At 52.4% G+C, this 22,431-nt stretch carries 23 protein-coding genes; 15 read left to right on the plus strand and 8 right to left on the minus strand.

Annotation, left to right across the window (positions count from 1 at the left end; translation table 11 throughout):
- Window positions 1-6 precede the first annotated feature (6 nt).
- From Q1K24_RS01275 to glmU, 6 genes are read right to left on the minus strand one after another with little or no spacing between them, the layout of a single operon-like run.
- Window positions 7-1,026 carry an LptF/LptG family permease gene (locus tag Q1K24_RS01275; protein ID WP_300364825.1) on the minus strand — a complete coding sequence of 340 codons (1,020 nt, stop codon included), beginning with the start codon at window positions 1,024-1,026 and terminating at the stop codon, window positions 7-9.
- Window positions 1,019-1,804, minus strand: a complete 786-nt coding sequence (locus Q1K24_RS01280) for an A24 family peptidase (protein ID WP_300364827.1) — start codon at window positions 1,802-1,804, stop codon at window positions 1,019-1,021. Before Q1K24_RS01280 ends, Q1K24_RS01275 begins: the two co-directional genes overlap by 8 nt.
- Window positions 1,804-2,487, minus strand: coding sequence for a di-trans,poly-cis-decaprenylcistransferase (locus Q1K24_RS01285; RefSeq protein WP_300364829.1), 684 nt, complete (start codon window positions 2,485-2,487; stop codon window positions 1,804-1,806). Before Q1K24_RS01285 ends, Q1K24_RS01280 begins: the two co-directional genes overlap by 1 nt.
- 7 nt (window positions 2,488-2,494) lie before the next feature.
- A complete protein-coding gene (locus Q1K24_RS01290; RefSeq protein ID WP_300364830.1) occupies window positions 2,495-3,253 on the minus strand; it encodes a hypothetical protein in 759 nt (252 codons plus the stop codon).
- Window positions 3,250-4,515 carry a bifunctional phosphopantothenoylcysteine decarboxylase/phosphopantothenate--cysteine ligase CoaBC gene (gene coaBC / locus Q1K24_RS01295; protein ID WP_300364832.1) on the minus strand — a complete coding sequence of 422 codons (1,266 nt, stop codon included), beginning with the start codon at window positions 4,513-4,515 and terminating at the stop codon, window positions 3,250-3,252. Before coaBC ends, Q1K24_RS01290 begins: the two co-directional genes overlap by 4 nt.
- A gap of 3 nt (window positions 4,516-4,518) precedes the next feature.
- On the minus strand, window positions 4,519-5,817 hold the full coding sequence (glmU, locus tag Q1K24_RS01300; protein ID WP_300364834.1) for a bifunctional UDP-N-acetylglucosamine diphosphorylase/glucosamine-1-phosphate N-acetyltransferase GlmU: 1,299 nt from the start codon (window positions 5,815-5,817) through the stop codon (window positions 4,519-4,521).
- Between the two features lie 228 nt (window positions 5,818-6,045).
- Here glmU and Q1K24_RS01305 point away from each other — a divergent pair, with 228 nt between their 5' ends.
- From Q1K24_RS01305 to trmA, 4 genes are all read left to right on the plus strand, one after another.
- The gene (locus Q1K24_RS01305) at window positions 6,046-6,810 is read left to right on the plus strand and encodes a motility protein A (protein ID WP_300364836.1); all 765 of its coding nucleotides are present in this window, start codon (window positions 6,046-6,048) and stop codon (window positions 6,808-6,810) included.
- Between the two features lie 10 nt (window positions 6,811-6,820).
- A complete protein-coding gene (locus tag Q1K24_RS01310; protein ID WP_300364838.1) occupies window positions 6,821-7,654 on the plus strand; it encodes a flagellar motor protein MotB in 834 nt (277 codons plus the stop codon).
- Window positions 7,655-7,668: 14 nt separating this feature from the next.
- Window positions 7,669-8,412, plus strand: coding sequence for a flagellar type III secretion system pore protein FliP (gene fliP, locus Q1K24_RS01315; protein ID WP_300364840.1), 744 nt, complete (start codon window positions 7,669-7,671; stop codon window positions 8,410-8,412).
- A gap of 91 nt (window positions 8,413-8,503) precedes the next feature.
- The gene (trmA, locus tag Q1K24_RS01320) at window positions 8,504-9,616 is read left to right on the plus strand and encodes a tRNA (uridine(54)-C5)-methyltransferase TrmA (RefSeq protein WP_300364842.1); all 1,113 of its coding nucleotides are present in this window, start codon (window positions 8,504-8,506) and stop codon (window positions 9,614-9,616) included.
- 119 nt (window positions 9,617-9,735) lie between these two features.
- On the opposite strand, the gene Q1K24_RS01325 is transcribed toward trmA, so the two are convergent.
- Window positions 9,736-10,227, minus strand: coding sequence for a DUF2780 domain-containing protein (locus Q1K24_RS01325; protein ID WP_300364844.1), 492 nt, complete (start codon window positions 10,225-10,227; stop codon window positions 9,736-9,738).
- Window positions 10,228-10,245: 18 nt separating this feature from the next.
- On the minus strand, window positions 10,246-10,761 hold the full coding sequence (locus Q1K24_RS01330) for a rhodanese-like domain-containing protein (protein WP_300364846.1): 516 nt from the start codon (window positions 10,759-10,761) through the stop codon (window positions 10,246-10,248).
- Window positions 10,762-10,939: 178 nt separating this feature from the next.
- Between Q1K24_RS01330 and Q1K24_RS01335 the strand changes: the two genes are divergently transcribed.
- The 11 genes from Q1K24_RS01335 to Q1K24_RS01385 all read left to right on the plus strand — a co-directional run bounded on the left by Q1K24_RS01335 (window position 10,940) and on the right by Q1K24_RS01385 (window position 22,136).
- The gene (locus Q1K24_RS01335) at window positions 10,940-11,179 is read left to right on the plus strand and encodes a FeoA family protein (protein ID WP_300364847.1); all 240 of its coding nucleotides are present in this window, start codon (window positions 10,940-10,942) and stop codon (window positions 11,177-11,179) included.
- Window positions 11,176-13,275 (plus strand): ferrous iron transport protein B, encoded by a 2,100-nt coding sequence (gene feoB / locus Q1K24_RS01340; RefSeq protein WP_300364849.1) that lies wholly within the window; start codon window positions 11,176-11,178, stop codon window positions 13,273-13,275. The genes Q1K24_RS01335 and feoB overlap by 4 nt, the downstream gene beginning before the upstream one ends.
- A 1-nt stretch (window position 13,276) precedes the next feature.
- Window positions 13,277-13,828, plus strand: coding sequence for an archaemetzincin family Zn-dependent metalloprotease (locus Q1K24_RS01345; protein WP_300364851.1), 552 nt, complete (start codon window positions 13,277-13,279; stop codon window positions 13,826-13,828).
- Window positions 13,829-13,941: 113 nt separating this feature from the next.
- Window positions 13,942-14,370, plus strand: a complete 429-nt coding sequence (locus tag Q1K24_RS01350; RefSeq protein ID WP_300364853.1) for a CoA-binding protein — start codon at window positions 13,942-13,944, stop codon at window positions 14,368-14,370.
- Window positions 14,367-15,578 (plus strand): threonine ammonia-lyase, encoded by a 1,212-nt coding sequence (gene ilvA, locus Q1K24_RS01355; protein WP_300364855.1) that lies wholly within the window; start codon window positions 14,367-14,369, stop codon window positions 15,576-15,578. Before Q1K24_RS01350 ends, ilvA begins: the two co-directional genes overlap by 4 nt.
- 8 nt (window positions 15,579-15,586) lie before the next feature.
- Window positions 15,587-17,686 carry a hypothetical protein gene (locus Q1K24_RS01360; protein WP_300364857.1) on the plus strand — a complete coding sequence of 700 codons (2,100 nt, stop codon included), beginning with the start codon at window positions 15,587-15,589 and terminating at the stop codon, window positions 17,684-17,686.
- The gene (locus Q1K24_RS01365; RefSeq protein ID WP_300364859.1) at window positions 17,683-18,621 is read left to right on the plus strand and encodes a phosphatase; all 939 of its coding nucleotides are present in this window, start codon (window positions 17,683-17,685) and stop codon (window positions 18,619-18,621) included. The genes Q1K24_RS01360 and Q1K24_RS01365 overlap by 4 nt, the downstream gene beginning before the upstream one ends.
- 149 nt (window positions 18,622-18,770) lie before the next feature.
- On the plus strand, window positions 18,771-20,462 hold the full coding sequence (locus Q1K24_RS01370; RefSeq protein WP_300364861.1) for an acetolactate synthase large subunit: 1,692 nt from the start codon (window positions 18,771-18,773) through the stop codon (window positions 20,460-20,462).
- A gap of 2 nt (window positions 20,463-20,464) precedes the next feature.
- Complete coding sequence (gene ilvN, locus Q1K24_RS01375) at window positions 20,465-20,938, plus strand: acetolactate synthase small subunit (RefSeq protein ID WP_300364863.1); 474 nt, start codon at window positions 20,465-20,467, stop codon at window positions 20,936-20,938.
- Entirely contained in the window at window positions 20,935-21,912 is a 978-nt protein-coding gene (gene lpxD, locus Q1K24_RS01380; protein WP_300364865.1) for a UDP-3-O-(3-hydroxymyristoyl)glucosamine N-acyltransferase, read from the plus strand. Before ilvN ends, lpxD begins: the two co-directional genes overlap by 4 nt.
- Window positions 21,909-22,136, plus strand: coding sequence for a hypothetical protein (locus Q1K24_RS01385; protein WP_300364867.1), 228 nt, complete (start codon window positions 21,909-21,911; stop codon window positions 22,134-22,136). The genes lpxD and Q1K24_RS01385 overlap by 4 nt, the downstream gene beginning before the upstream one ends.
- The last annotated feature ends 295 nt before the right edge of the window (window positions 22,137-22,431 follow it).

Consider the following 22,431-nt stretch of genomic DNA (forward strand, 5'->3'; position numbering starts at 1 on the left):
CGATCTCTAGAACCTTTTTTGAACGGTAATATAGAAGAGCAGGGCACCTGTAACCAAAAAGAGCGCCAAAAATGCCATGGAGCCCATTGGAGAGATTTTCGCGATGGCGGAGATGATACCGTAATAGATGATTGTCACACTGAAAATGGCCAAATAGGAGTGATTTTTGTGGTATCTCGGGTGCAGAATACCGTAACTCATCGCATAAAAGAGTGTAATGAGCGGAAAGAGACTGACGGCAATGAAGACGATGAAATCTTTCAACCGTTTGCTGTCGGTTATCGCCATGAACCAGTATTCGGTCAGATTGCGATAGGTAAAGGGTTCATGGGTCGATGTGTCGTAGATTTTCATCGTTTTGAAATTGATCTGATCCATTGCATCGTGCTGAATGCGGTAGGCCTCACCCCTTTCGAGTTGTAGTCCGATGATACCGTTTTCGTTGACGAAACTGCCGGATTTTGCAATGAGAATCTGCTCCTCTTTCGGATTGGATGCATTGTAGAGAACGATATTGTGAAGTCTCCCTTCATCGTCTTTCGACTCCAGAAAGACGAGCCAGTCGCCAAATTTCTGGCCGAACTGACTTGGTTCGACATTGAGAACGGCATGGACACTCTTGTAGCTGATGAACGATTTGATCAGCTGTTTTGTGATCGGGATGAGTGCCAGAGAAAGAAGCAGAAGCAGACCCACGATCATGAACGTAACCGGAGCGAAGAAGCGCAGCAGTTTGTGGGGAGAAATGCCGAAGGAGAAGAGAACGATGTTTTCGAAGTCGTTGGAGAGCTTCACCATCGTCAGTGTCAGCGCCGCGAAAAAGGTGATGGGCAGGGTGTAGAAAAGGATGGTGGGCAGAAAATAGCTGTACATCAGAAGCATCTCCGAAAAGCTCATCTGCGTCACTTCGGTGATTTTCGCGATACGGACAAAAAGAATCAGCGAGCCGATCGCGATAATCGGAAGAAAGATCGAGAAGAAGAGAGCGCTGAAACTTCTGATGAGGTATCCCGAAATGTTACGCATAGAGCAGGCTCCACCATCTCATAAAGGTATCGGAAAAGATATAGGTGATCCACGTGCCGAGAGCGAGAAAAGGGACAAACGGCACCATGTGGCCACGCGCAAAAAGAGCCGGCACGATGGCGAGGAGGGCCGAAACGTAGATGGCGACCAGGACGAGGGGAAACCCGAGCATGGCGCCCATCGTACCGGCGATGATGATATCGGCCTCTCCAAGTGCATCTTTTTTGATCAGCAATTTGACGAAGAGGCCAAGCGCGAAGAAAGAAGCCGCCATGATTGCGGCATCCTTGAACCGTGTCACCAGCATCTCCTGATACCAGGAAAAATCTTTCAGGCCATCGGTCGCCCAGTCCCATCCGAAAATGAAGAGAGGCAGAAGAAGGGCCAGTCCCAATGCGGTAAAGTTCAGCGAATCGGGAACGGCATAATATTCGAAATCGATGACCGAAAGTGCCAGCAGAAGGGAGAAAACCAACGATGCAACGAACCATTCTGCGGTCAGTCCCAGTTTCATGGCGAGTATCAGGAAGAGCAATCCCGTGATCAATTCCACTGTGGGATAGAGGCGGCTGATAGGACTCTGGCAGTAGGCGCATTTTCCTTTCAGCAGAATCCACGACACGAGAGGGATGTTGTGCCACCACTTCAGAGCGTTGTCACAGACGGGACAGTGGGATGGCGGAAAAGCCACGTTTTCGCCTTTGGGAATCCTGACGATCAGAACATTGAGAAACGATCCGATGGCCAGACCGACAAACAGTGCGAAAAGAAGAGCCATTATATACCTCCGAAGCGGCGTTGGCGCTTCTTGAATTCCTCGATGATACGTTCGAGTTCGTCCGGATTGAAATCGGGCCAGAGTGTCGGCGTAAAGAAAAGTTCGGCATAGGCCGACTGCCAGAGAAGGAAATTGGAGAGGCGCTGTTCGCCGCCGGTGCGGATCAGAATGTCCACCGGGCCGAATTTCGAACTTTCGATACGCTTTTCGAGCGATTCGACCGTGATGCTCTCTCCACGATCGCACATCGTGCGTGCTGCCCGGGCGATTTCGTCCTGCGATCCGTAATTCAGGGCCAGTACCTGCGTCAGCTTGCTGAATCGTTTCGTCGCCTCTTTGGTTTTTGCGATCCGATCCTGTAATGCGGAGGAAAATCGGCTGATATCGCCGATCGTTTCGAATCGGATCTGGTGCCGGATGTAGGTTTCCATCTCGTTTTTGAGATAGTTGTTCAGCAAGCGCATCAGAAAGTCGACTTCCATTTTCGGCCGTTTCCAGTTTTCGGTACTGAATGCATAGAGGGTCAACACATCGATTTCCGGATGGTTTGAGGCATATGTCGTAATGGTGCGGACCGCTTCGGCACCACGCTCATGCCCTTTGACACGCTTGAGGCCGCGTTCGTTGGCCCAGCGTCCGTTGCCATCCATGATGATGGCGATATGTCTTGCAATATTACTCATCTGCATCTCAACCTTTGATATCCAGCAGTCCGGGCTGTGCACCGTCCCAAAAGGGTTCAATGGATTCCGTTTTCAGTCGGATCTCGATTTGGTCAAATCCGTTGAGATGCTCTTTCTCTCTCTCCAGAAGTACAAGACTTTTGGGATAGAAGAGTTCGAGCTTCAGGAGCTGACGATGTTCCGTACGGTGTATCGTTCCCTCAATGGGGCCCAGATTGTTCATCGCTGCGTAAAATTCTACACTGTTTTGGTTTAAACCTTCGCGTTTTTTCTTCTTCCTCATCTGCAGAAGCATCTTTTTCCCCCGCTCCTCTATCGGCAGTGTCACGATGCCCTGATGCAGCGAGAGAAGAAGCTGTGTCAGATTCTGAAACTGCTCTTTGCTGCCTGCCGACGCCATGTTCTGCAGCAGCTGCTCTTTCAAATGGGTGGATGGATCCGGTTTTTCAGTCAACCGTTCCAAAAAGTCAGACCCGAAATGTTCCGGGAAATGTTTCTGGAGCATATGCGGTTTGGGGTGGAGCCGTTTGAGGTGAACGATGCCTTCGCGTGTCTGCGCCATTTCGACCCAGTAGTCCCTTCCGGGTTCAAGCGGTGTCTCGCTTTTGGTCGTGAACGTGTGCCGTCCCATCTGGATAAGAAAGTGCTGCGAATCCTGTTTCTCGAGCACTTTGATACCGATCTGCAGGAGTGCGTTCATTTCGATGGCAGCCAGTTTGCCAAGAAGCGCCTGGGTCGCCTTGACGGGAGTGAGTCCGAAAATCATATATCTTTGAGACTCTCCAGCATGGAAAAGGCGATATCGGTTTTGTTGGCCTGGGGGATCTCGATGCGGCCATCAGCAGTAATGAGTGTGATGGCGTTGGTGTCGCTGCCGAAACTTTTGCTGTCGCGAAGCATGTTCAGCGCCACGGCGTCGACCCCTTTTTCGACTAGAGTCCGCTGGGCATGTTCCAACCCCCTTTCCGGATCCATTTCCGCTTTGAATGCAACGGTTTTCACGCCGCTTCTATCCAGTTCTTTCAGAATATCCGGATTTTTGACCAGTTCAAGCTGCCATGTTTCGCCGAGCGTCTCTTTTTTGAGTTTTCCCTGCTGCGGATAGGCGGGACGATAGTCACCGACTGCCGCGGTCATGAAGAGCCATGGTGTTTTCCGGATCAGCTCTGGCTGGTTCGATTCGGAGTGGAAAGAGGGCTTGCTCAGCACCCCTTTTTTCGCCACACGCAGGGCATCCTGTGTATACTCCAGCATTTCACGGGCACTTTCGACTTTGATAACATGAACCGGCGGAATGCTTTGCGGTTCCCGTGTCGTGATGTAACAGACATCGGCACCTCTGGCATAGAGTGCCGTGACGAGCGCTTCGGCCATCTTGCCGCTCGAAAAGTTGGAGAGATAGCGGACTTCGTCGATTTTTTCGATCGTGCCGCCTCCCGTTACGACGACGCGGCGCTGTTTCCAATACGTATCTTCGAAAAGATGCTTGAGAGATGCCGCGAAAATCGTTTCCGGTTCCGCCATCGCCCCTTTGCCGACCGTATTGCAGGCCAGCATTTTGGTTTGAGGTTCGACCGTCTCGATATGGTGCAGGGCCAATCTTTTCATGTTGGCGACCGTAATCGGATGTTCGATCATGCGTGTGTTGGCTGCCGGTGCCAGGAGCATCATTTTCGGAAAGGCGAGGGCGGTCTGGAGCAGCAGATTGTCGGCGATGCCCGCCGCCATCTTGTTGATCGTGTTGGCACTGGCCGGTGCGATAACAAACAGATCGGCCCAATCTCCCAGCGCGATGTGGTTGATGTCGTTTGCCCAGCTTTCGGTCTCTTCGTGTAAAACGGCGCAGTTGCCGAGCGCTTCGAATGTCAGTGGGGAGACGAATCGTTTGGACGATTCGGTCATGACGATACGAATATCCGCCCCCGCCTTTACATAGAGACGCACCAGCTCGCATGCTTTGTAGGCGGCTATGCTTCCTGTCACACCAATGAGAATTTTTTTGCCGTCGAGGCGCACCTGCTCAAGCATCGGTTATCTCTTTCCTGTTTTGAAAAATCGATGGAAAAAGTTGGCGACGATCTTTTGCGGCGTGCGGGAGATGGCCAACGATCCTTCCCCCACATCGTCGGTCACGGTCGTTCCGGCCGCTATCATCACATTGTCTTCGATCGTGACGGGTGCGACCAACTGCGTGTCGCTGCCGACAAATACATTTTTCCCGATTTTCGTCTTGTATTTTTTCACACCGTCGTAATTGCAGGTGATGGTGCCGGCGCCGATGTTGGTCCCCTCGCCGATTTCCGCATCGCCGAGATAGCTGAGATGGCCCGCTTTGACCCCTTTGAGGTGTGATTTTTTGACTTCGACAAAATTGCCGATATGGGTATCTTCGAGAATGCTCCCGGGCCGTATGCGTGCCATCGGACCGCAGCTCGAATGCCGTATGTCGGCCTCTTCGACAACGGTGTGCGATCTGATATGGCTCGATGTGATGATCGTTTCGCCGTGAATCGTGACACCGTTGTCGAGGGTGCAGTCACCATGAAATGTCGCACGGGAGTCGATGTAGATGGTCCGAGGCAGATGCATCGTGACGCCGGCACGCATCCATCTCTCTTTGATCCGATTCTGCATGATCTCTTCGGCGTGGGCGAGGTCGAACCGCGAATTGACCCCTTTGAACGCCTCCTCTTCGACCCAGACCGGAATGATGTGTCTCCCTTCATCACGCGCCATTTTGACGATATCGGTCAGATAGTATTCAGCCTGGGCGTTTTCGTTGGAAAGGAGAGGAAGATAGCGTTCCATGATCTCTTTTCTGAATACATAGACGCCGGCATTGACGGTCTTGATGCGTTTCTGCTCCTCGGTACAGTCTTTCTCTTCGACAATCGCCTGGACCTCTCCGTTTTCAACGACGACTCTGCCGTATCCGGAAGGGTTTTCGAGATCGAAAACACTCATGACGATATCGGCATCGCTGTTTACCAGTGGTTCGAGTGCTTCGGCGGTAACGAGCGGCATATCGCCGTTCAGTACGAGAATTCGGTCATGGTCCGTTTCGATATCCATGACGGCGCCGCCCGTTCCCGGATAGTTTGAATGATCCTGAATTTTGAATGCGATACCTTCGAACGAAGCCGTGATGGCATCTTTGATCCGGTCGGCCTGATGATAGAGAACGACGGTGATGTCGTCGCTGAGAGCCTGGGCCGCCCTGATAGCGTAGTGCAGCATCGGCAGACCGCTGATCGGGTGCAGAACTTTCGGAAGATCGGATTTCATTCGCGTGCCCTGACCGGCTGCGAGAATGATCACAGATAGAGACATGGTTTACCTTACGCAAGAACATTGAATTTTAGGTGATTTTAACGCAATAAAGATTAAAATGTACCAAATTTTGGCGACGATTTCGATATTGGACTGCATTCCATCGGTACCTGTCGTTTAGCATTATTTTCAAATTGCCGATTTATAGCACGATGCCATTGGTCAAAACAACAAAGAGCCGTGGCGGTAAACAAAGAAAAAAATTTTTTATGAAAATCAGGAGTGTCGATGGACTTAGGTAGTGTCATCGGTTTGGTATTGATTCTTGGCCTGCTGTTCGGTGCGATGGCCATGGGGGTCGGTGTCGGTGCCTATATCGACATCCCCTCCGTCTTGATTGTCATCGGGGGTTCCATCGGGGCGCTGCTGGTGGCGTTCAAAATGGAGCAGATGAAGAATTTTGTCAAAATCTTCATGATCGCCATCAAACCGCCGCAGGAGAATGTGGCGGAGCTGATCAAAAAACTGGTCGAATATTCGACGCAGGCACGACGTGACGGCATTTTGTCGCTCGAGGCGGCCGCCAACAACGAAGAGAACGAATTTTTGAAGAAGGGCCTCTCCATGGCGGTCGACGGAAACGAGCCCGACACGATTCGCGAACTCCTGGAGATCGAAATGGAACAGACGAGCGAACGCCACAAAGCGAATGCGGCCATTTTCGATCAGTGGGCGGGTCTGGCCGGTGCGATGGGTATGATCGGTACCCTGATCGGTCTGGTCGCGATGCTTTTGAACATGTCCGATCCGAGTGCGATCGGACCTTCGATGGCGGTCGCGTTGCTTACGACGATGTATGGCGCGATGATCGGAAACATCTTCGGTACGCCCATCGCGAATATCCTCAATATCCGTGATGCCGACGAGAACCTCGTCAAAACCATCATCCTCGAAGGAATCATGTCGATTCAGGCCGGGGACAACCCCCGCACACTCGAAGCGAAACTTCTCTCATTCCTACCTCCGAACGAGCGGATCAGTCAATTTGAATAGGTCTTCATAGATGGCGAAACAGAAGTGTCCGGAATGTCCGAAATGTATGCCTGGCTGGCTGGCGGCATTCGGAGATCTGATGAGTCTGCTGCTCTGTTTTTTCGTACTCCTTCTTTCGATGTCGACGATGGATGCGAAAAAACTCGAAGAGGCGATCGGATCGTTGGCGGGTGCGCTCAGCGTACTGGAAGGAGGCGAGCGGTCGGAGTTGCAGGAACGCCGTATGGAGAGCGGTACGGGGGGCGGGGCCGCCGCCACTTCTCCGACCGAGATAGAGACGTCGCAGCAGAGCCAGTCGCAGATGGCGGACCAGATCAGCAAAATGTGGATGCAGATGGTTTCTCTGAAAAACGAGATGAACGAAATCATGATGAGCCAGGGTGCTACGCCCGTCGCGCTGGAAGAGTCGGAGAAAGGATTTCTGCTCCGTCTGCCTGCCGAACTTCTTTTCAGGCCGGAAGAGGCGAAAATCGAAAACATGGATGCGATTCTGTTTCTGAAACGGATCGCAATGATTATCGACAGACTTCCCAATACGCTTCTGGTAAATGTCCGCGGCCATACCGACAACACGCGGCCCGGTCCCAGCAGCCCGTTCCGGGACAACTGGGAACTCTCTGCAGCGCGTGCCGTCTCCGTGGTGAAAGAACTCATCAAAGACGGGGTCGATCCCAAACGCCTTTCGGCATGCGGCAATGCCGAGTTCAAACCGATCGCAACCAATGCGACACCCGAAGGCCGGGCCAAAAACAGGCGGGTCGACCTCTACTTCTTCTCGAATGAACCGGAATTGGAAGGCAAAGCGAGAAAATCGATTCTTGATGCTGGTTTAAAGCCTGAATAGGCTAAAATAGTCGAATGAAATTGATGCCGAAACTGCTGTTTGCAAGCCTCCCTTTTTTGCTTTTGCCTCTTTTCGGTGCGGTCGATGTGCCAACTGTCAATCTGACGATGAGCGCACCGGCGGAACCGAAGGATCTCGTCAATACGCTCAACATCATTATCGTTCTGACACTTCTCGTTCTGGCACCTTCCCTGATTCTCGTGATGACGAGTTTCCTTCGGCTCATCGTCGTCTTCGCCTTTCTGCGGCAGGCGCTCGGTACCCAGCAGACGCCGCCGACGCAGCTTCTGGTTACTCTGGCACTGGTACTGACCCTTTTCATCATGGAACCGATGGGAAAAGAGGCGTACGAGAAGGGCATCCAACCCTACATGGACAAGAAGATCGGATATGAAGTGGCCTATGACGAAGCGGTCAAACCTTTTAAAAGTTTCATGCTTCGGAATACCCGCGAATCGGATCTTGCCCTCTTTTACCGTATCCGGAACCTCCCGAATCCGACCACCGAAGAGGAGGTGACATTGCCGATCCTCCTGCCGGCATTCATGATCAGCGAACTCAAGACGGCGTTCGAGATAGGTTTTCTGATCTTCCTTCCCTTTCTCGTCATCGATATGGTTGTCAGTTCGGTCCTGATGAGTATGGGTATGATGATGCTGCCGCCGGTCATGATATCGCTCCCTTTCAAAATCCTGATTTTTGTGTTGGTGGACGGATGGCATCTGCTCGTCGGCAATCTGGTAGAGAGTTTCAAATGAAACATTTGAAACTCGGTCATTTCGCACCCTGTGGGCGCTGGTCATTTCGTGTGCTGCGCACACTGTCATTGGTCATTCGGAGATATGTTTGATGCATTGTAAGCATTTTGGGGCATGTGGAAGCTGTTCGCTTTACGAGAAGAGTTATGCGGCGCAGCTGGCCGGGAAGATGGGGCGGCTCAGCGCCATGCTGGAACCTTTCTACCGGGCCGCGATCACGCCGTTCCCTTCTCCCGACGCCCATTACCGTGCCCGCGCGGAATTCAAGATCTTCCACGATGATACCGGCTGTCACTACGCGATGCGACACCTGGACAAAAAGCGGTTCGTGGTGCTGGAAGAGTGCAACATGGTGGCCGAGCCGATCGCGAAACGGATGTGGAAACTGATGGATCTCATCAATGAAGAGAAGGAACTTTCGCGCAAACTTTTCGGCATCGAGTTTCTCTCTGCAACTACCGATGAGATTTTGGTAACGATGCTCTACCATCGCAGATTGGATGCGGTATGGGAGGAGCGTGCGCGAAAGTTGCAGGTGGAGCTTGGTATTAAAATCATCGGCCGCAGCCGGAAGCAGAAGATTGTACTGGATGAAGAGTTCGTGACGGAATCGCTCGACATCGCCGGACACACCTGGCATTACCGCCAATACGAGCAGAGTTTCACCCAGCCCAACCCTCTCGTCAACGTCAAAATGGTCGAATGGGCGATGCGGCAGGTTTCCCGGTTCGGGGAAGGGGATTTTTGCGAACTCTACGCCGGCGCCGGCAACTTCACGATCCCCCTTTCGACGCTTTTTGAGAAGGTGATCGCCACCGAAATCTCCAAACGCTCCATCAAGGCGGCTCTTGAAAACTGTAAACTCAACGGCGTTACAAACATCACGTTTGTACGGATGAGCAGCGAAGAGTTTACCGAAGCACTGGAGGGGAAACGGCAGTTCACACGGCTGAAAGAGGTGGATCTTTCCGATTACAATATCGGAACCGTACTGGTCGATCCGCCCCGGGCAGGGCTTGACGAAGGGACCCGCAAGCTCATTTCGCGTTTCGACACGATCATCTATATCTCCTGCAATCCCGAAACCTTGACACGGGACCTGGATAGACTGACGCAGACCCACAGGGTGATGGATGCGGCACTTTTCGACCAGTTTCCCTATACGGAGCATATGGAGGCGGGAGTCGTTTTAGTGAAAAGTTAATAGTGAAAAGTTGGGGAAGCTGCGCTATGCTCGCTTTTTATTTTGAATGAAAAAATCAGGAAAGATGGAAGCGACAAAGCCGCCTCCTAAACTTTTAGTTTTTAGTTTTCAACGTTTCACTAAAGGAATGCACTCCACGCCTGTTTCAGCAGGCTGACATTCTCCGGCGTGGCGTATTGTTTGATGTAGTCGAGTAGAACCGGGGCGAATTTTCCCACCATGCCGCTATCCATGCCGAGTGCTTTGAAAGTACTTCCAACCATGTCGCTGTTGCCTAACATCTGAGCGGCGCCGTTGACGAGTGTTTCGTTGCCCTGTACCAGTGAGGAGAGGCCCGGTACGCTTTTGAGCAGTTCCGCATAGTTGGTCTGGGGCATGCTTTGGGCTGCCGTGCTCATCAGCGCTGCCGTACCGCCCGCTGCCTGTTTGTCGGTGATGCCAAGATTGCCTGTAAGTGCGGAAAGGAGGCCGGCAGATTCCTGCTCCGTCTCCGTTGTTTTCTGGCTGCTTTGTGTATAGCTTTCTGCCTGTTTCATGGCATCGTCGAAAATGCCGGCCTGAAGGGAGAGACCCATGCCCAGAAGTGCGATTAGAACACTTTTTTTTATCATTTCGGTATCCTTTGCAATTTATTCTCCGCCGGAGGGGAGTCCTTCGGCTTTCCAGTCGAAGACGAATCCGCCTTCGAGATTGTAGACGTTTTCAAATCCGTTTTTTGCCAGTTTGTTGGCGGCATAGACGGAACGTTCCCCGCTTCGGCAGAGAATGACAATCGGTTTCTGCGTATTGCCTTTGGCAAGTTTTCTGACCTCCTCGACAAATTTTTTATTTTCGTCCATCATCGGTCGGTAGGTCTTTTTGGCATGTACCGCTTTGCCGTTTTTCTCTTCGACTTTCGCCACTTTCAGGCGGGTGTCGAGCGGAGGAAGATCGATCCGTACGAAAAAGACGGGAATATTGACCGAACCGACGGCATGTCCGGCATAGAGAAATTCGACGGGATCACGTACGTCGATCAGGATGGCACTCTCCTCTTTGATCATCCGTGCCGCCTCCTTTCCGTCGATATCGTCGGCGTATTCCATCTCCTCGGCGAACAGAAGGGTTGAAACGAGCAGCAACGAGGCAAAGATTATCTTTTTCATAACTCTCCCTATGTGCAAATTTGTGGAATTGTAACATAAACGGCGTGGAGCGATTGTGAACGAATGGGAATCGGAACGGAGTGTAGATTGAAAATGATTATCAACATGATTGACTTTGAAATTTTTTTGCTCTATAATTTGGCCAAATTATGCGTAGATGCCATCGTAAAGGGAGAGGATGAAGCCGATTACGAAATGTAGAATCGGATGCGAAGGGACGATTGCCCGGATTCGTGCCCGGGAGCCGATCAAAGGGAGGCTCTTCTCTTTGGGGCTTGCCAAAGGGAGTCACATCAAAATTCTCGATCATACCCTCGCCAAGCAGACTTGGGAAGTCGAGAGTGACGGTACCAAGATCGCGTTGCGCGAGGAAGAGGCCGCATCGATTTTCATTGAGTCGCAGGAGTGTGATACGTGAAAAAAATCAGGGTCGCGCTGGCCGGACAGCCGAATGTCGGTAAATCGTCCATCATCAATTCGGTGACCGGAGCCAGACTCCATGTCGGAAATTTTTCCGGTGTGACAGTCGAAAAAAAAGAGGTCTTTATCGAAAAAGGCGATTACGAAATCGAGATTATCGACCTGCCGGGCATCTATTCACTCAATGCCTATACGCCCGAGGAGCATGTCGCCAAAAAATACCTCTATGAAGAAGATTACGACCTGATAGTCAATGTCGTCGACGCCAATACACTCTCACGCAATCTCATCTTTACGATGCAGCTGATGGATATGCAGAAGAAGATGATTCTCGTTGTCAATATGATCGACGAGATCGAAAAGCAGGGTGGAGAGATTGACAGACACAAGCTCGAAGAGCTTCTCGGGATTCCCGTCGTTCTGACATCGGCGAAAGAGCATCGCGGGGTCGACGAAATCATCGATCAGATCATCGTTACCTACGAAAGTGAAAAACCGAAAAACAAACTCTATTACGATGAGCGGATCGAAGAGCAGGTCAACCGGATCGTCAAAGTCCTTCACAAATCACCCCATTTCAAGGATCCGGAGTATGCCCGTTTCATTGCAATCCGGCTTTTGGACAGGGATGAAGATATATACAAAATCATCCATGATCTGCCGATTTTCATCGAGCTGCATGAAATGCTCGGGAAGATCTACCGCGAACTTGAGCTGGAATACGATGAAGAGAGCACCAGCGACGTCCTGAGCGGTGACCGCTATGCGCTCTCGAAGGCGCTGGTGATGGAAGCGGTCCGGAAACCGCAGAAAAAAGTGACGTTGACCGATCGTCTCGACAAACTGCTGATCCATCCGGTTTTCGGGCTGCCGATTTTCCTCTTTTTCATGTGGCTTCTGTTCCAGCTGACGTTCGAAGTCGGATCGATACCGATGGATATGATCGATGCGGCTTTCACCGAAATGTCGAATCTCGTCAAAGCCGTGCTTCCGGACGGAGCGATCCAGTCGGTTCTGGCCGATGGCGTGATTCCGGCTGTCGGATCGATCATCATGTTTCTGCCGAATATTCTGATTCTTTTTATGGGGATCAATCTGCTCGAGCAGACCGGCTACATGGCAAGAACGGCGTTTCTGCTCGACGGCTTTATGAAGAAGTTCGGTCTGCAGGGGAAAGCGTTCATTCCTCTTGTCAGCGGTTTCGGCTGTACCGTACCGGCATATATGGCTGCCCGTACGCTCAAAAATCCGACCGATCGGATCATAACGATGCTGATACTCGGATTTATGAGCTGCTCCGCCAGACTTCCGGTCTATGTGCTGTTGATCGGTGCATTTTTTCCGATGGCACAGGCCGGAAACATCCTTTTCATCATCTATATCAGCGGTGCGATACTCGGACTGATTGTCGCGAAAATCCTTCGTACACTCCTTTTCAAGGGAGAGCCCGAACCGTTCGTCATGGAGATGCCACCCTACCGTTTCCCCTCGATGAAAGCGCTCGCAATGGAGCTCTGGATCAAAACCAGGCTCTTTTTGAAAAAAGCCGGAACGTTCATCGCCGGGGCTTCGATGATCATCTGGTTTTTAAGCACATACCCGCATCAGCCGGAAATCGAAGCCCGCTATCTGCAGAAAATCGAGATGACACAGGATGGGGAAGCGAAGGCGCAGCTGCAGAACGAGATGATCTCCAAAGTGCTCGAACGGAGTTATCTGGGAGAGATCGGCAAGACGCTCGAACCTGTTTTCCATCCGATCGGATTCGACTGGCGCATGTCTGTGGCGGTGGTAGCCGGACTGGCAGCCAAAGAGGTTGTCGTTTCGACGCTCGCGACGCTCTATGCAGTGGGAGATGCGGATGAAAAGAGCAACACGCTTCTGCAGAGACTCCGAGAAAATGTTACATTCAAGGCCGCGATCGCATTGATCGTCATCATCATGATCTATTCGCCCTGCATCGCTGCCATGAGTACCTTCTGGGTGGAGGTTCCGCAGTGGGTCTGGCGGGGATTCTATCTGGTCTATCCCAATCTGCTGGCCTGGCTGATGGCATTCGCTGTCTACAGATTGTTGGATTTTATGGGCTATTGAGATGGATCGTACATGCAGCATACTTCTTGTCCCTTTTTTCGCAGGGGAGTGGCGGTTTGCATCCCCGCTCTCGTTGAAGCTGGAAGAGATATTCTCTCTCGAGGTGGTCTGGAGTTCGCCCGAACCGCTTCCCGCGGGGAGTTTTGACAGCCAAAGAGGACAGCACAGGGCATTTGAGCTGCTGCGGGCCGCCTGCATGGGCAAAACCGCGGAAAACCAGATCGTACTCGGAATCACCCATGAAGACATCTACGAAGGTCAGCTCAATTTCGTTTTCGGTCTTGCATCGGCGGCATACCGCTGCGCCGTCATTTCTACAGCCAGACTCTCCAACCGTTTCTACGGGATGGTGGAAGACGAGAACCTGTTTTTCCGACGCCTCGTAACCGAAGCGGTCCATGAAATCGGCCATACACTGGGGCTCGAGCATTGTCCCGATCCGCACTGTGTCATGCATTTTTCCAACTCCCTTTCCGAAACCGACATCAAAGGATACAGATTTTGCGAGGTGTGCCGCCGAAAAGCCGACAGGGCATTGGCCCCGTGCCGTTAAGTCATTCCGATTCCACATCGTGAATTTCAGTCCTCTTTTGCTATACTTTTCCCAATTTAACGTACATAATGACAGTTGCAAAAATTGTCAGAATTGTAAACAAAGGATGAACTATGGAGTGTGAATTTCCAACCATCAATGCCGATCCGGACGAGATCCGGGATATTTTCAAAGAGGTCAAAACGATTGCGGTGATCGGACTCTCTCCCGATGCGACAAAAGACAGCCATCGGGTTGCAAAGTATCTTCAGAGTGTCGGATACAAGATCATTCCGGTTTATCCGAAAGAGGAGACCATTCTGGGCGAGAAGGTCTATCGTTCGCTGAAAGAGATTCCCGGACAAATCGATATGGTGGATATTTTCAGAAAACCGGCAGCCGTCGGACCGATTGTCGAGGCATGCATAAAGCGGGGTGATGTGAAGGTGGTCTGGCTTCAAGCCGGGATTGTGAACAATGCCGCGGCGGAAGAGGCGAAAAAGGCCGGCATGAAAGTGGTGCAGAGCCGCTGCGCCATGGTGGATCATAGAAACCTCGCATGATTCGACTGGACGATATTCAAACGGCCTATGAGCAGGTACGGAAAGTAGCTGTCGACACTCCCTTCTCCTATGCCCCGAAACTGAGCGAGGCGAGCGGGTTCGAAGTCTATTTGAAGAAGGAGAATCTTCAGACCACCGGTTCGTTCAAGATCCGTGGAGCTTTCAACAAAATTGCATCGCTGAGTGACGAAGAGCGTGCCAAAGGTGTCGTAGCGGCGAGTGCGGGCAACCATGCACAGGGTGTGGCCCTTGCAGCGAAATATTTCAATATCCCTGCCACGATTATTATGCCGGAGACGACGCCGCTGACAAAAGTGGACGGTGTCAAGTCGTATGGTGCCGAGGTCGTGCTTTCGGGGACAAACTACGATGAAGCGTATGCGTATGCGGTAGAGTTCGCGGAAGAGAAAAAACGTGTCTTCATCCACCCATTTGCGGACGATCAGGTGATTGCGGGACAGGGAACGATTGCACTCGAAATCCTCGACAGATGCGAGTACCCCGATGCACTGCTTGTTCCAGTCGGCGGCGGGGGACTTATCAGTGGGATCGCTACAGCGGTCAAAGTACTCTCCCCCCGGACCAAGGTGATCGGTGTCGCTGCCGAAGGTGCACCGGCGATGAAACTCTCGTTCGATGCGAGAAAGCCGATCGATACGACGGGAGTCAGAACGATTGCCGACGGTATCGCCGTACGTGATACCTCGCCGACGACACTTGCCTATATTCTCCGCTATGTCGACGATATTGTGCTTGTCAGCGACGATGAAATCGCCAATGCGATTCTCTACCTTCTGGAGAAACAGAAGCTGGTGGTCGAAGGTGCGGGTGCCGTCGGAGTCGCAGCTCTGCTTCACCGACGCCTCGATCTGCCCGAGAATGCAAAGGTCGTCACGGTATTGAGCGGCGGGAATATCGATGTGACGATGCTCTCCGTCATCATCGAAAAAGGTTTGTTGAAATCCTATCGGAAAATGAAACTCGTCGTGACGCTGGTCGACAAGCCCGGCAGTCTGATGAAACTGACCGAAATTCTGAAAGATGCGCAGGCCAATATCGTTCAGATCGGCTATGACCGGACTTCGCTCGATCTGAAATTCGGTGATGCCTACGTGTCGATTGCACTGGAAACGAAAGGCAAAGAGCATCAGCAGCTGATCAAAAGGCTGCTGCACGACTATGGGTATCGTTTTGAAGAGGAACACTGAACGACGCCATGATTGTTGAAAAAAGGCTCCAGTTCAAGTGTGCCATCACCGCGATCAAGCCTGTCGAAGGCCGGAGGGTGGCCATTGTCGATGTCGACAATACGGTCCGGTTTTTCAAACTCGGACCGGTCGAACTTCTCGATGGTTTCAAAACCTCCATCCAGCAGGATCCCCATCTTCTCAACGGCAGTGACGTATCACGCGACGGACGTTTTGTGGCCTTTGCTGTCAAAAAAGAGGGGGTGGCCGTTTTCAGCGGTATCCACAAACGTCTTTTGTACCGTTTCAAACGCCATGACGGAGATGTGGAGAGTCTCCGTATCAGTGACAGACACGAATATCTCGCGACCGGTGGGCAGGATGGCAAGACATTTCTCTGGAGTCTGGTGACCGGACGCATGATCGCTTCGCTCCCCCACCATGCCGATTTCGTCACTGCGATCGATTTCAGTCCCAACGGACAGTGGATCGCGACGGGAAGCTTCGACCGCAAAGTGCTGGTGACCAATATCTCGTCGCTTTCCCAGAGTTTCCGCCTCCGAGGGCACGGCGGTGCGATCAATACGATCAAATTCATCAGTGACCATCGGCTTGTGGCAGCCGACAAAAGCGGAGAAATCGTCGTATGGGATTATTTCAACAGCAAGGTGGTCAAACGGCTCAAAAAAATGCTGGACGAGGTAACATCGTTCTGCACGACGCCCGATGACAGATTTCTGTTTGCAGCCGACAAAAACGGCCTCGTTTCGCTCTATGATCTCAATACGTATGAGATGCTTTCACTCCGCTATCTCTCCTACAGCAAATCGATCAAAAAGATTGCCTATGCCAAATCGGGCAATTATCTCATCGTGGGTCTGGAAAACGGAGAAGTGACCTTCAACTCTCCGCTCAAAGAGAGCGCGAAGATGGAGGAGGCCATCGACTCCGACGACCTTGTCGAAGCCTACCGACTGGCCGAAGAGAATCCGCTGCTGCGCTACAGCAGTGCCTATATTCGTCTCGAAGCGTTGTGGAACGATGCCTGCGAAGAGGCAGTCAAACTGCTCGAAGAGGGGAGACGCAACGAAGCGAGAGAGCGCCTGGAACCGTTCAGTGCCGAAAGTTCGAAACGTCTTCTGACGCAGCAGCTTCTGAATGATTACAGAGAGTTCGAACGATTCAAAACGGCCGTCGAAAGCCGAAAATATCAGCTTGCCTATTCGCTCGCTGCGCAGTATCCGATGCTCAAACACAATCGCTATTATGCACGAATGGAGCAGGAGTGGGAAGCGGTCTTCTCGCAGGCGAAAAAAATCATCCTCCAAAACGGAGGCGAGGAGCGTGTGAAAGAACTTTTCAAACCGTTTCGCGGCATTTCGGGGAAAAGTGTTCTGATACAGACGCTTCTGGCCGAAAAAGAGATCTACAAGCTCTTCATGAAACTTGTTGTCAAAAAAGATTTCAAGGGAGCCATTGAGCTGGCCAAACGCTATCCGGCGATTCGTGAACTGAAAGAGTACAGAAAAATCGAACGCATGGCAGAGGCTATTACGCAAAAGGCGAAGATGGAGTTGGAGAGAGGGAACTATGCCGAAACGGCACGGCTCGCTTCCAGGTTGATAGAGTTTCCCGATCAGCGCGAACTGGCGGAGGAGCTGAAAGAAGAGGCGAACCTTTATGCATCCGCGATGCGCTATTTTGCCGAGAAGAATTACGAGGCGATTTATCGGATGTTGGAGCAGTATCCCTATCTCGAAGAGACTCAGATCGTCAAAAATCTCGAAGAGGCATGGCAGAAAGTGGTCAAACGTGCGGAAGTCTCTGCATCGAAAGGCGACGTTGCAGGACTGAAGAATCTGTTTGATCCCTTCATCCATTTGTCGCAGAAACGTGTCAAAATCATTTCGCTCTTCAAGCAGGCCTATCTCGAACAGCTCGAAAACATTTCAGAGCGCGAACCCGGCAGCCTGGCACCGGCTCTCCGGAACTATCTTGACCTTTTCGGTATGGATGACGAACTCGATGCGTGGCTCAGGGATCATGGGCTGAGCGATATGGGCGAAGAGATTGAAGCCAAAGAGATCGGGACAATCGATCCGATCGGATTGCCCGAGACGATCGTATGATCGCAGTCGACCTGGGGTCCAATACATTTCGTGCGGTGGCATTGTCATGCGAAACTCTTGAACCGCTGGCGCAGTATGAGAAGATCGTCAGAACGGCCGACAGGATCACGGAGACCGGGAAAATTTCGAAAGAGGCGGTGAATAGAATCGTGGCGGCCGCGAAAGAGATGCGGGAGAGACTCGACGGAACGGAAGAGATTGTCGCCGTCACGACCGAGGCGATTCGCCGCGCCGGGAATGCCGGGGAGGTGCTTGAAGAGATCGATCGTCGCAGCGGTATCTGCTTCAGGGTGATATCGGGTGAAGAGGAGGCAAAATATACACTCCTTGCAGTCAAAACCCGTCTCAAAAAACTCCGTTTGGAGAGCGAACGTTTCGTCATGGCTGACATTGGCGGCGGATCGACCGAAATCGTCTTTTTCGATCGGGGAAACATTCTGATCGAAAGTTTTCCTGTCGGGATCGTCACGGTCGCGCAGCGCTACCGGGAACTTGCCAGAATTGAGGAGGCACTTCCCTCGCTGATGGGGGAGATGCGCTCACATATCGAGATGGCCGGACACCGGGGATTCCAACCGAAAATATTTGTTGCGACGGCAGGCACGCCGACGACTGTGGCCGCGATGAAGCTGGGAATGGAGTATGCCACCTATGACGCGGGCAGAGTCAACGGGACACTATTGAACCGCGACGATCTCCATGCGCAGCTTGAAAGACTCCTCAGCCTCGGAGACGAAGAGAGGCAGAGGCTTGTGGGTGTCGGCAGGGAAGATCTGATAGCGGCCGGCATTCTGATTTTTGATCATCTCTACCGCCTGCTGGGCTTCGAAGAGGCTGTCGTTATCGATGACGGACTCAGAGAGGGTGTCGCGATTGCCGCCTGTCGGAACCTGGATATAAATGATCTGTTTTCCGAAAAACATTTACCTGCATGACAAAGGTGGCGAGGTCCGTTTTCGTATGGTCCGATCTGTCATCTTGCCGCTTTTGAAATCCAATATTTTCTTTCTCGTAACGATCTTCAGCCTTTTTAGAGGTGCTCTGGGATATAATCAGCAAATTTCTAACCTTAGGAGATGCGGCGATGGAGATGACCGGCGCGCAGATGGTGATCGAAGCGATGAAGCTGGAAGGGGTCGATACGGTATTCGGCTACCCTGGCGGCGCTATCATGAACGTTTACGATGAAATCTACAAGCAGAACGACTTCAGGCATATATTGACCCGTCACGAGCAGGCAGCGGTCCATGCGGCGGACGGCTACGCGCGGGCAACCGGAAAAGTGGGTGTTGCATTTGTAACCAGCGGCCCCGGTTTTACGAATGCCGTAACGGGACTGGCCACGGCCTATATGGACTCGGTGCCGATGGTGGTCATCAGTGGGCAGGTTCCGATCACGATGATCGGAACCGACGCCTTTCAGGAGATCGATGCGACAGGTATCAGCCGCTCCTGTACCAAACACAACTATCTCGTCCGCAGTGCCAAGGAGCTGCCCCTTATCCTGAAAGAGGCGTTCTACATCGCATCGTCGGGTCGACCGGGGCCGGTGCATGTGGATATTCCCAAGGATGTAACGGCAGAGTTGGCGACGTTCGAGTATCCCACCCATGTCGATCTTCCGACTTACCGTCCGACGACGAAAGGCAATGTGCGCCAGATCAAAAAGGCAGCCGAAGCGATCTGCAATGCCAAACGTCCCGTCTTCTATCTTGGCGGTGGTGTCATCAGTTCGGGCAGTGCCGATCTGGTCCGGGAATTTGTCCAGACGACCCAGATTCCGGCTGTGGAGACTTTGATGGCCCGGGGAGCTCTGCGCCATGACGATCCTCTGCTGCTGGGCATGGTGGGTATGCACGGCAGCTACCAGGCCAACATGGCTATGAGCGAAGCGGACCTGATGATCGCCCTGGGCCCCCGTTTCGATGACCGGGTTACGGGAAAACTCTCCGAGTTCGCCAAACATGCAAAAGTGATCCATGTCGATATCGATCCCAGCAGTATTGGCAAACTGGTCGATGTGGACTATCCGATCGTCGGGGATCTCAAAGAGGTATTGGAAGTGATGATGCCGAAAGTCAAGGAGTGTGTCGATCCGGACCGCTTCCAGGCATGGCGGAACATTCTGAAACGCTACAACGAAATCCATCCGATGCAATTCGAGGACAGTGACAAAGTGATCAAGCCCCAATGGGTTATCAAACGGGTCGGAGAGATCCTGGGTGAGAGGGCAGTTGTCTCCACCGATGTGGGGCAACACCAGATGTGGACGGCGCAGTTCTATCCTTTCAGCTATCCGCGTCAGCTTGTTACGAGCGGCGGACTGGGAACCATGGGCTTCGGCTTCCCTGCGGCGATGGGGGTCAAACGGGGTATGCCCGACAAGGTGAGTATCAACTTCACGGGGGATGGCTCGATTCTGATGAATATTCAGGAGCTGGTGACGGCAGTGGAGGCCCGACTGCCGGTTGTCAATATCATCCTCAACAACCACTATCTCGGTATGGTGCGTCAGTGGCAGACATTCTTTTACGACAAGCGCTATGCCGAAACCGATCTCAGCTTCCAGCCGGATTTTGTCCGTCTGGCTGAAGCGTGTGGAGGAGTCGGATATCGGGTCGAGACCAAGGAGGATTTCGACGAGGCGCTGGAAGATGCGGTCAACAAAGGGGTTGTCGCGATGATTGATGTCATTGTGGATCGGGAAGAGAATGTTCTTCCGATGGTTCCGAGCGGCGGAACGCTCTACAATATGATGCTGGAATACAAGGATTGACGATGAAAATAGAACGACGTGTAATTTCCGTAATCGTACAAAACGAACACAGTGTCCTCGCCCGCATCACGAGTCTTTTCGCTGCAAGGGGATACAATATCGAAACCCTGACGGTTGCGCCGATTCCTGAGAGCAATATGTCACGCCTGACCATCGAAACGAGAGGAAACGTCCGGGTCATCGAACAGATCATCAAACAGCTCCACAAACTCATTCCGACCTATAAAGTGATCGAACATGAGGAGATGGTCGAAAAAGAGATGGTGCTGATGAAATTTCCGATCAACGAGTCGCTGGCCAACATCCAGGCCCTCTGCGAAGCCTACAACGGAGGGATCGCCAACGTCAGCAGCCAGCATATCATCACGATGGTGGCCGATGAACCGAAGCGGGTCAAACACTTTATCGAAGCTGCCCAGCGCTTCCATCCTGTGGAGATTGTCCGCGGTGGTGTCGTGGCGATGGAGCGTGAATGAGACTGAGGGAACTGGCTCATGCCATCGGCATTCCCTACGATGGAGCCGACATCGAGATTTCGGGACTGGGAACGCTGAAAAATGCCAAATCCGATCAGCTTAGTTTTCTCGACAATCCGAAGTATCTGAACGATCTCAAATCCACGAAGGCGGGTGCGGTTATCATAGCGCCCAAACATGCCGGAGACGTACCGGAAGGAGTCATCGCGCTGGTCGACGAGGAACCCTATTTGAAATTGGCACTCGCCAGCCGGCTCTTCGCACCCGCACCTATGAAAACGGAGGGTGCGGATCCGGTATTCGGCGAGGAGTGCCGCATCGCCGAGAATGTCTCTTTCGGCAAAGAGGTCGTGCTTGGCGACAGGGTGACGATCATGCCGGGGTGTTACATCGGCGACGGTGTCACCATCGGCAACGACACGCTTCTCTACCCCAATGTCGTGCTCTATCACGATACCCGAATCGGTGCACGCTGCATCATACATGCCAATACAGTCATCGGCAGTGACGGATATGGTTTCGCCCACACGAAAACGGGTGAACATATCAAGCTCTACCAGCTGGGGAACGTGATCGTCGAAGATGACGTGGAGATTGGTTCCAACACCTCCATCGATCGGGGTACCATCGAACCGACGATCATCAAACGAGGTGCCAAACTGGATAATCTGATCCAGATCGCTCATAACTGTGTGGTGGGGGAACACTCTCTCATGACCGGACAGGTGGGTCTTGCAGGTTCGACGATTTTGGAACGCAATGTTGTCATGGGAGGCCAAAGCGGTGCCATGGGGCATCTGACTATCGGTGCTTTCAGTACGATCGCTGCCAAAGCCGGGGTTACCAAATCCCTGAAAGGTGGCACGGTGTATGCCGGCTATCCCATCATGGAGCATAAGCGGTGGCTCAAGCTCAACGCGATGCTGTCGCGTATGCTGAAACAGTTCAACCCCATCTCAAAGGAGAGCGAATGAAAGAGTCCCAAATCATCAAAGAGATTCCTCTGGCAAACACAGAAAGCGGCATCATCACCATCGCGACGGTCAGGGAACCCTACGGAGAGGAGAGCGAACCCGTTGTCAGCGTGGGCATTTGGCTCAATAAAAGCAGTGACGAACCCGACTGGAAAGTCCACATCCCCGTAGACAGTCTCGACGAAGTGATCGCAGCCCTCCAGGAAGCGAAGAGAACGCTTTAAGAGGAGCCGGTTCCGGGAGCCGCCTGGCGTCCAGCGCAGGCGGCCGGGCTTCGCCCCAGTTGCGTGGGAAAAGCAGAAATGTTTCGGTTCCCGGAATATCGAAGATGGTCCGTCTGCCCCGCGAGGGGCAAGCTTCAGCGGCCCAGTGCCCGGACGTCGTATCAATCTTATAATGAAAGGAAAACATCATGAAACTCGCCAAAGGTTTTAGAGGACGCTACTTCTCCCTTGCTGCGATCGCCGCGACAGTCGGCTGTATCAATCTGCAGGCGGTGGAAAACAGCGTACAATCCCA

Source organism: Hydrogenimonas sp. (assembly GCF_029932565.1).
In the GTDB taxonomy this organism is placed as follows: Bacteria; Campylobacterota; Campylobacteria; order Campylobacterales; family Hydrogenimonadaceae; genus Hydrogenimonas.

What these genes read in the sequence shown, in the direction of transcription:
- Q1K24_RS01275 (WP_300364825.1), bottom strand. Translation starts at nt 1,026, where the DNA reads ATGCGTAACATTTCGGGATACCTCATCAGAAGTTTCAGCGCTCTCTTC.
- Q1K24_RS01280 (WP_300364827.1), bottom strand. Translation starts at nt 1,804, where the DNA reads ATGGCTCTTCTTTTCGCACTGTTTGTCGGTCTGGCCATCGGATCGTTT.
- Q1K24_RS01285 (WP_300364829.1), bottom strand. Translation starts at nt 2,487, where the DNA reads ATGAGTAATATTGCAAGACATATCGCCATCATCATGGATGGCAACGGA.
- Q1K24_RS01290 (WP_300364830.1), bottom strand. Translation starts at nt 3,253, where the DNA reads ATGATTTTCGGACTCACTCCCGTCAAGGCGACCCAGGCGCTTCTTGGC.
- coaBC (WP_300364832.1), bottom strand. Translation starts at nt 4,515, where the DNA reads ATGCTTGAGCAGGTGCGCCTCGACGGCAAAAAAATTCTCATTGGTGTG.
- glmU (WP_300364834.1), bottom strand. Translation starts at nt 5,817, where the DNA reads ATGTCTCTATCTGTGATCATTCTCGCAGCCGGTCAGGGCACGCGAATG.
- Q1K24_RS01305 (WP_300364836.1), top strand. Translation starts at nt 6,046, where the DNA reads ATGGACTTAGGTAGTGTCATCGGTTTGGTATTGATTCTTGGCCTGCTG.
- Q1K24_RS01310 (WP_300364838.1), top strand. Translation starts at nt 6,821, where the DNA reads ATGGCGAAACAGAAGTGTCCGGAATGTCCGAAATGTATGCCTGGCTGG.
- fliP (WP_300364840.1), top strand. Translation starts at nt 7,669, where the DNA reads ATGAAATTGATGCCGAAACTGCTGTTTGCAAGCCTCCCTTTTTTGCTT.
- trmA (WP_300364842.1), top strand. Translation starts at nt 8,504, where the DNA reads ATGCATTGTAAGCATTTTGGGGCATGTGGAAGCTGTTCGCTTTACGAG.
- Q1K24_RS01325 (WP_300364844.1), bottom strand. Translation starts at nt 10,227, where the DNA reads ATGATAAAAAAAAGTGTTCTAATCGCACTTCTGGGCATGGGTCTCTCC.
- Q1K24_RS01330 (WP_300364846.1), bottom strand. Translation starts at nt 10,761, where the DNA reads ATGAAAAAGATAATCTTTGCCTCGTTGCTGCTCGTTTCAACCCTTCTG.
- Q1K24_RS01335 (WP_300364847.1), top strand. Translation starts at nt 10,940, where the DNA reads ATGAAGCCGATTACGAAATGTAGAATCGGATGCGAAGGGACGATTGCC.
- Q1K24_RS01345 (WP_300364851.1), top strand. Translation starts at nt 13,277, where the DNA reads ATGGATCGTACATGCAGCATACTTCTTGTCCCTTTTTTCGCAGGGGAG.
- Q1K24_RS01350 (WP_300364853.1), top strand. Translation starts at nt 13,942, where the DNA reads ATGGAGTGTGAATTTCCAACCATCAATGCCGATCCGGACGAGATCCGG.
- ilvA (WP_300364855.1), top strand. Translation starts at nt 14,367, where the DNA reads ATGATTCGACTGGACGATATTCAAACGGCCTATGAGCAGGTACGGAAA.
- Q1K24_RS01360 (WP_300364857.1), top strand. Translation starts at nt 15,587, where the DNA reads ATGATTGTTGAAAAAAGGCTCCAGTTCAAGTGTGCCATCACCGCGATC.
- Q1K24_RS01365 (WP_300364859.1), top strand. Translation starts at nt 17,683, where the DNA reads ATGATCGCAGTCGACCTGGGGTCCAATACATTTCGTGCGGTGGCATTG.
- Q1K24_RS01370 (WP_300364861.1), top strand. Translation starts at nt 18,771, where the DNA reads ATGGAGATGACCGGCGCGCAGATGGTGATCGAAGCGATGAAGCTGGAA.
- ilvN (WP_300364863.1), top strand. Translation starts at nt 20,465, where the DNA reads ATGAAAATAGAACGACGTGTAATTTCCGTAATCGTACAAAACGAACAC.
- lpxD (WP_300364865.1), top strand. Translation starts at nt 20,935, where the DNA reads ATGAGACTGAGGGAACTGGCTCATGCCATCGGCATTCCCTACGATGGA.
- Q1K24_RS01385 (WP_300364867.1), top strand. Translation starts at nt 21,909, where the DNA reads ATGAAAGAGTCCCAAATCATCAAAGAGATTCCTCTGGCAAACACAGAA.